Below are 5695 nucleotides of genomic sequence, written 5' to 3'. Positions count from 1 at the left end.
ACTGGACGACAAGTACACGCTCGAAAGCGGGCGGGTGTTTTTGACCGGAACGCAGGCGCTGGTCCGCTTGCCGATGATGCAGCGGCAGCGGGATGTCGCGGCGGGGCTGAATACCGGCTGTTTCATTTCAGGCTATCGCGGATCGCCGCTCGGCGCCTTCGACCAGGCGCTGTGGAAGGCGCGGAAGTTCCTGGCAACCAACCATATCCAGTTTCAGCCGGGCGTGAACGAGGAGTTGGGCGCCACCGCCGTCTGGGGCAGCCAGCAGGTCGGCATGTTCCCTGGCGCACGCTATGACGGCGTCTATTCCATGTGGTACGGCAAGGGTCCGGGCGTGGACCGGTCTGGCGACGTGTTCAAGCACGGCAATGCGGCGGGCTCGTCCCGCAACGGCGGCGTCCTGGTGCTGGCCGGCGACGACCATAGCTGCAAGTCGTCCACGTTCCCGCATCAGTCCGAGCACGCCTTCGTCCATGCGATGATCCCGGTGCTCAACCCGGCGAGCGTCCAGGAATTCCTCGACCTCGGCATGATGGGCTGGGCGATGTCGCGCTTCTCCGGCTGCTGGATCGCCTTCAAGACGATCGCCGAGACGGTGGAGAGTTCCGCTTCCGTGTCGATCGATCCGCTGCGCGTCGACTACGTCCTGCCGGAGTTCGACATGCCGGTCGGCGGGCTGAACATCCGCTGGCCCGACCCGCCGCTCGAGCAGGAAGAGCGGCTGATGAAGTACAAGCTCTACGCGGCGCTGGCCTTCGCCCGCGCCAACCGGCTGGACAAGACGGTGATCTCGTCCCCGCGCCCCCGGCTGGGCGTGGTTACGACCGGCAAGAGCTATCTGGACGTCCGGCAGGCGCTGGACGACCTGGAAATCTCCGAGGAGATGGCCGCCGATATCGGGCTGACCGTCTACAAGGTCGCCATGACGTGGCCGCTGGAGCGCGAAGGCATCCGCCGCTTCGCCCAGGGCCTCGAAGAGATCGTCGTGGTCGAGGAAAAGCGGGCGCTGATCGAGAACCAGCTCAAGGAACAGCTCTACAACTGGGACCCGGACGTGCGTCCGCGCGTCGTCGGCAAGTTCGACGAAGACGCGCACGAGATGCTGCCGGCCTATAACGAGCTGTCGCCGGCCCGCATCGCGGTGACCATCGGCCGGCGCCTGCTGAAGTTCTACGACCACGAGGGCATCCGCCGCCGCGTCGAGTTCCTGGAGCGGCAGGAGAACGCCAAGAAGCGGAAGGCCCTGGTCGAGCGCAAGCCGTATTTCTGCTCCGGCTGCCCGCACAACACCTCGACCGTGGTCCCGGAAGGCAGCCGCGCCGTGGCCGGCATCGGCTGCCACTACATGGCGACGTGGATGGACCGCCGGACGGAGACCTTCACCCAGATGGGCGGCGAAGGCGTGCCGTGGATCGGTCAGGCGCCGTTCACCGACGAGCAGCATATCTTCGCCAATCTCGGCGACGGGACCTATTTCCACTCCGGCCTGCTGGCGGTCCGTGCCGCCATCGCGTCCGGCGTCAACATCACCTACAAGATCCTCTACAACGACGCGGTCGCGATGACCGGCGGGCAGGCCCATGACGGCTCCCTGTCGGTGCCCCAGATCAGCCGGCAGCTGGCGGCGGAAGGGGCGACCCGGATCGTCGTCGTGACCGACGAGCCGGAGAAATATGCCGGGACGACCGGACTTGCCGCCGGCGTGCGCGTCGAGCATCGCGACAGCCTGGACAGCGTCCAGCGCGAGCTTCGCGAGGTCAAGGGCACCAGCATCCTGATCTACGACCAGACCTGCGCCGCCGAGAAGCGCCGCCGCCGGAAGCGCAAGATCATGGTCGATCCGCCCAAGCGGGTGGTGATCAACGAGCAGGTCTGCGAGGGCTGCGGCGACTGCTCGAAGAAGTCCAACTGCCTGTCGGTGACGCCGGTCGAGACCGAGTTCGGCCGCAAGCGCCAGATCGACCAGTCCACCTGCAACAAGGACTTCTCCTGCGTCAAGGGCTTCTGCCCGAGCTTCGTCACCGTCCATGGCGGCCAGTTGCGGAAGCCCAAGCCGGCAGCGCCTGCGGGCAGCCAGTCCGCCGTGGCTGAGATCGCGCTGCCGGAACCGTCCCGCCCCGGCCTGGACCATCCCTACGGCGTGCTGGTCACCGGCATCGGCGGTACCGGCGTCGTGACCATCGGCGCCATCCTGGGCATGGCCGCGCATATCGAGGGCAAGGGCTGTTCGGTGCTGGACCAGGCCGGTCTGGCGCAGAAGGGCGGAGCGGTCACCAGCCATATCCGCATCGCCGCCAAACCCGAGGAGATCCACGCGGTCCGGGTGGCGGCGGGCGGCGCCCACTTGGTGATCGGCTGCGACGTGGTGGTCACCGCCAGCAGCGACTGCCTGTCCAAGATGGCGCCGGGCCACACCAGCGCGGTCCTGAACGACCACGAGACGATCACCGCCGACTTCACCCGCAACGCCGACTTCCGCATTCCGTCGAAGGAGTTGCAGGCGGAAATCGTCAAGGCCTGCGGCGGCGCCGAGGCGGTGACCGCGCTGGACGCCACCGGCATCGCGACGGCGCTGCTGGGCGACAGCATCGCGACAAACCTGTTCATGCTGGGCGTCGCGTACCAGAAGGGCCTGATCCCGGTTTCGGCCGAAGCCATCGAGCAGGCGATCGAGCTGAACGCCGTCGCGGTCAAGATGAACATGGACGCCTTCCGCTGGGGCCGCCGCGCCGTCGTCGACCCTGGCGCCGTCAAGGCGACCGCTGCACCGGCAACGGCCGCGAGCGTCAAGCTGTCGGAGACGCTGGACGAGGTGATCGCCCGCCGGGTCAGCTTCCTGACCGACTATCAGGATGCGGACTATGCCGCCCGCTACAAGCGCCAAGTCGACTGGGTGCGGCAGGTCGAGGGCGAGCGCGCCCGTGGCCTGTCCGGCCTGACGGAAGCGGTCGCCCGCAACTACTTCAAGCTGCTCGCCTACAAGGACGAGTACGAGGTGGCGCGGCTGTATACCGACGGCGCTTTCCTGAAGCGTCTCGGCGAGCAGTTCGAGGGCGACTACAAGCTGGAGTTCCATCTGGCGCCGCCCATGCTGGCGGAAACCGACCCGGCGACGGGCGAGCCGAAGAAGAAGGCCTACGGGCCGTGGATGCTGAAGGTCTTCCAGGGTCTTGCCCGGATGAAGCGGTTGCGCGGCACCCGGCTCGACCCGTTCGGCCGCACGCCCGAGCGGAAGATGGAGCGCCAGCTCATCGCCGACTACGAGAAGACGCTGGGCGAGCTTCTGTCCGGCCTGAACCATGAGAACCATGGTCTGGCCGTCCAGATCGCCTCGATCCCGGATGCCATCCGGGGCTTCGGCCCCGTCAAGGACCGCCATCTGGCCGATGCGCGGGCGAAGGAAGCGGCCCTGCTGGAGGCCTTCCGCCAGCCGGCGCCTACTCCCATGGCGGCGGAGTAGCCGGCCGGCTTCAGCTCTCGCGGATCGCCAGCAGGGCACCGAGCGGCGGCAGGGTGAGGGTGACGCCTTCCCCTTCCGCCGAAGCGACCGCCTTGCCGGCGGGCAGCGGCGTTTCGACCGGCGTGTAGCGTCCCGGCGGCAGCACGTAGTCCGCCGGAGCGTTCGACAGGTTGAAGACCGCGACCAGCCGGCCACCGCGCGCGAAGGCCAGCACCTCGCCGTCCTCGTCCACGTCCGACAGGCCGCCGTGCTTCAGGTCGGGAAGCTGGCGGCGGAGCGCCAGACAGCGCCGCCAGACGTTGATCGTCGAACCGGGGTCCATCTCCTGCCGGTCCGCCGCCAGCGCCCGATGGGATTCCGGCACCGGCAGCCAGGGCTTCCCGGTATCGGTGAAGCCGCCGTGCCGTGCGCCGCCGATCCAGGGCATCGGCGTGCGGCAGCCGTCGCGGCCGGGAAACTCCGGCCAGAACGCCATCCCGAAGGGGTCGCGCAGGTCGTCGGGGTCAATCTCCGCCTGCGGCAGTCCCAGCTCCTCCCCCTGGTACAGGCACAGGGTTCCGGGAAGGCAGCAGAACAGCAGCGCCAGCAGCGCCGCGAACCGCCGGGGATCGGCGCCGGGCGGCTTCCAGCGCGACGCCGCCCGCTCGACGTCGTGGTTGCTGAAGCTCCAGCAGGTGGCGGCGCCGGTCCCGGCAGCCATCAGCGCACCGTAGAGGGTGCGGGCTCCGAACGGCTGCTTGGGCAGGTCGAGCGTATAGGCGGAGTGCAGGCCTCCCTGCCTGGTGTAGCGGTCGATCCGCCGGCCCGCCCCCGGCTGGCTCGACAGCTCGCCCAGCAGCACCCGGCCGCCGTACTGGTCCACGACCTCGCGGAGTTGGGCCAGCAGGCCGACGGTATCGGCATGCGCCATGTCGTGGATATGCTGCTGGAGGCCGAACGGCTTGGCCGGAAAGCCGGACGGACCCGGCCCGAGCGGCGGGTTGGCGCGCTGGTGCGGGTCGTGCATCAGTAAGTCGACGGCATCGATCCTGAAGCCGTCGACGCCCCGCTCCAGCCAGAAGCGGGCGGTGCCGAGCAGTTCCGCCGCGACGGCGGGGTTGCGCAGGTTCAGCGCCGGCTGGGCGGACAGGAAATGGTGCAGGTAGTACTGCCGCCGGCGCGGGTCCCAGGTCCAGGCGGGACCGCCGAACACCGACAGCCAGTTGTTGGGCGCCGTGCCGTCGGATGCCGGATCGCTCCAGACATACCAGTCGGCTCTATCCGCCTGCTTCGAGCGCCGGCTTTCAGCGAACCAAGGATGACTGTCGGACGTGTGGCCACAGACGAGATCGACGATCAGCTTCAGGCCGCGCCGGTGGATTTCGGCGAGCAGGCGGTCGAACGTCTCGAGCGTGCCCATGCGCGAATCGACCGACCTGTGGTCGCTGACGTCGTACCCGAAGTCCTTCAGCGGCGATGGGTAGAACGGCGAGAGCCAGAGGGCGTCAATTCCGAGTGATGCGATATGATCGAGCCGTTGAAATATTCCTTCCAGGTCACCGTAACCATCGGCATTGCCGTCGGAAAAACTAAGCGGATATAGTTGATATAGTACCGCTCCCCTAAGCCAGCTTTCACTCGGGCTCAAAGCCTGCTCCGCAAAGATATGAGGTTGATCGAAAATCAAGTACCAAAAGGCGAGTGCCTTATTCTGTAGGCATATTCGTAACCAAGCTATGAACTACGCCTATGGTCCAACCCACTTTCAAATACTTGACTCATGCCCCGGCAATCGTTTCGATTCGAAAACGTCCTCGGCTTGAGGAGGCGGCCGCGTCGGGGCCGCGTTGAAGGATCGGATCAACGGCCATGAACCTGCCATATCCTGTGTCATGGGATTGAACGCCCCGGATCTGGCGGGTGACCGCAACGCCTGCGAGCGTGAGCCGATCCACATTCCCGGCGCGATCCAGCCGCATGGCGTCCTTCTGTCGATCGATCCCGCGGACTGGTCCATAGCGCAGGCCAGCGCGAATTCGGCGAGCCTGCTGACGATGGCGCCGGAAGACCTCTGCGGCCGTCCCCTGGCCGATCTGCTCGGCCCCGATGCGGTGGCGGAGCTGGCGGGCCGCGACCTGTCGCCGGTCTTCCCGCATCTCCACGACGCTGTTCCGGTCGCCGTCACGACGGCGCCGGAACGCCCGCTGTGCTGCATCGCGCACCGCCACGACGACCGCGTCATCCTGGAGTTCGAGG

At 67.4% G+C, this 5695-nt stretch carries 2 protein-coding genes and 1 pseudogene; 2 read left to right on the top strand and 1 reads right to left on the bottom strand.

Features of this window, described 5'->3' with window-relative positions; all coding sequences use genetic code 11:
• The first annotated feature begins 1 nt into the window (after window position 1).
• On the top strand, window positions 2-3460 hold the full coding sequence (locus tag AC5JJ6_RS38650) for an indolepyruvate ferredoxin oxidoreductase family protein (RefSeq protein WP_496047132.1): 3459 nt from the start codon (window positions 2-4) through the stop codon (window positions 3458-3460).
• Window positions 3461-3470: 10 nt separating this feature from the next.
• Here AC5JJ6_RS38650 and AC5JJ6_RS38645 read toward each other — a convergent pair whose 3' ends face one another.
• Window positions 3471-5087, bottom strand: coding sequence for an alpha-amylase family glycosyl hydrolase (locus AC5JJ6_RS38645; protein ID WP_496047131.1), 1617 nt, complete (start codon window positions 5085-5087; stop codon window positions 3471-3473).
• 244 nt (window positions 5088-5331) lie between these two features.
• On the opposite strand from AC5JJ6_RS38645, the pseudogene AC5JJ6_RS38640 reads away from it, so the two are divergent.
• Window positions 5332-5695: pseudogene (locus AC5JJ6_RS38640) on the top strand (ATPase); the annotation flags it as partial.

The sequence above is a fragment of the Skermanella sp. genome (assembly GCF_059503625.1).
This window is presented reverse-complemented; position numbering and strand designations above follow the sequence as displayed.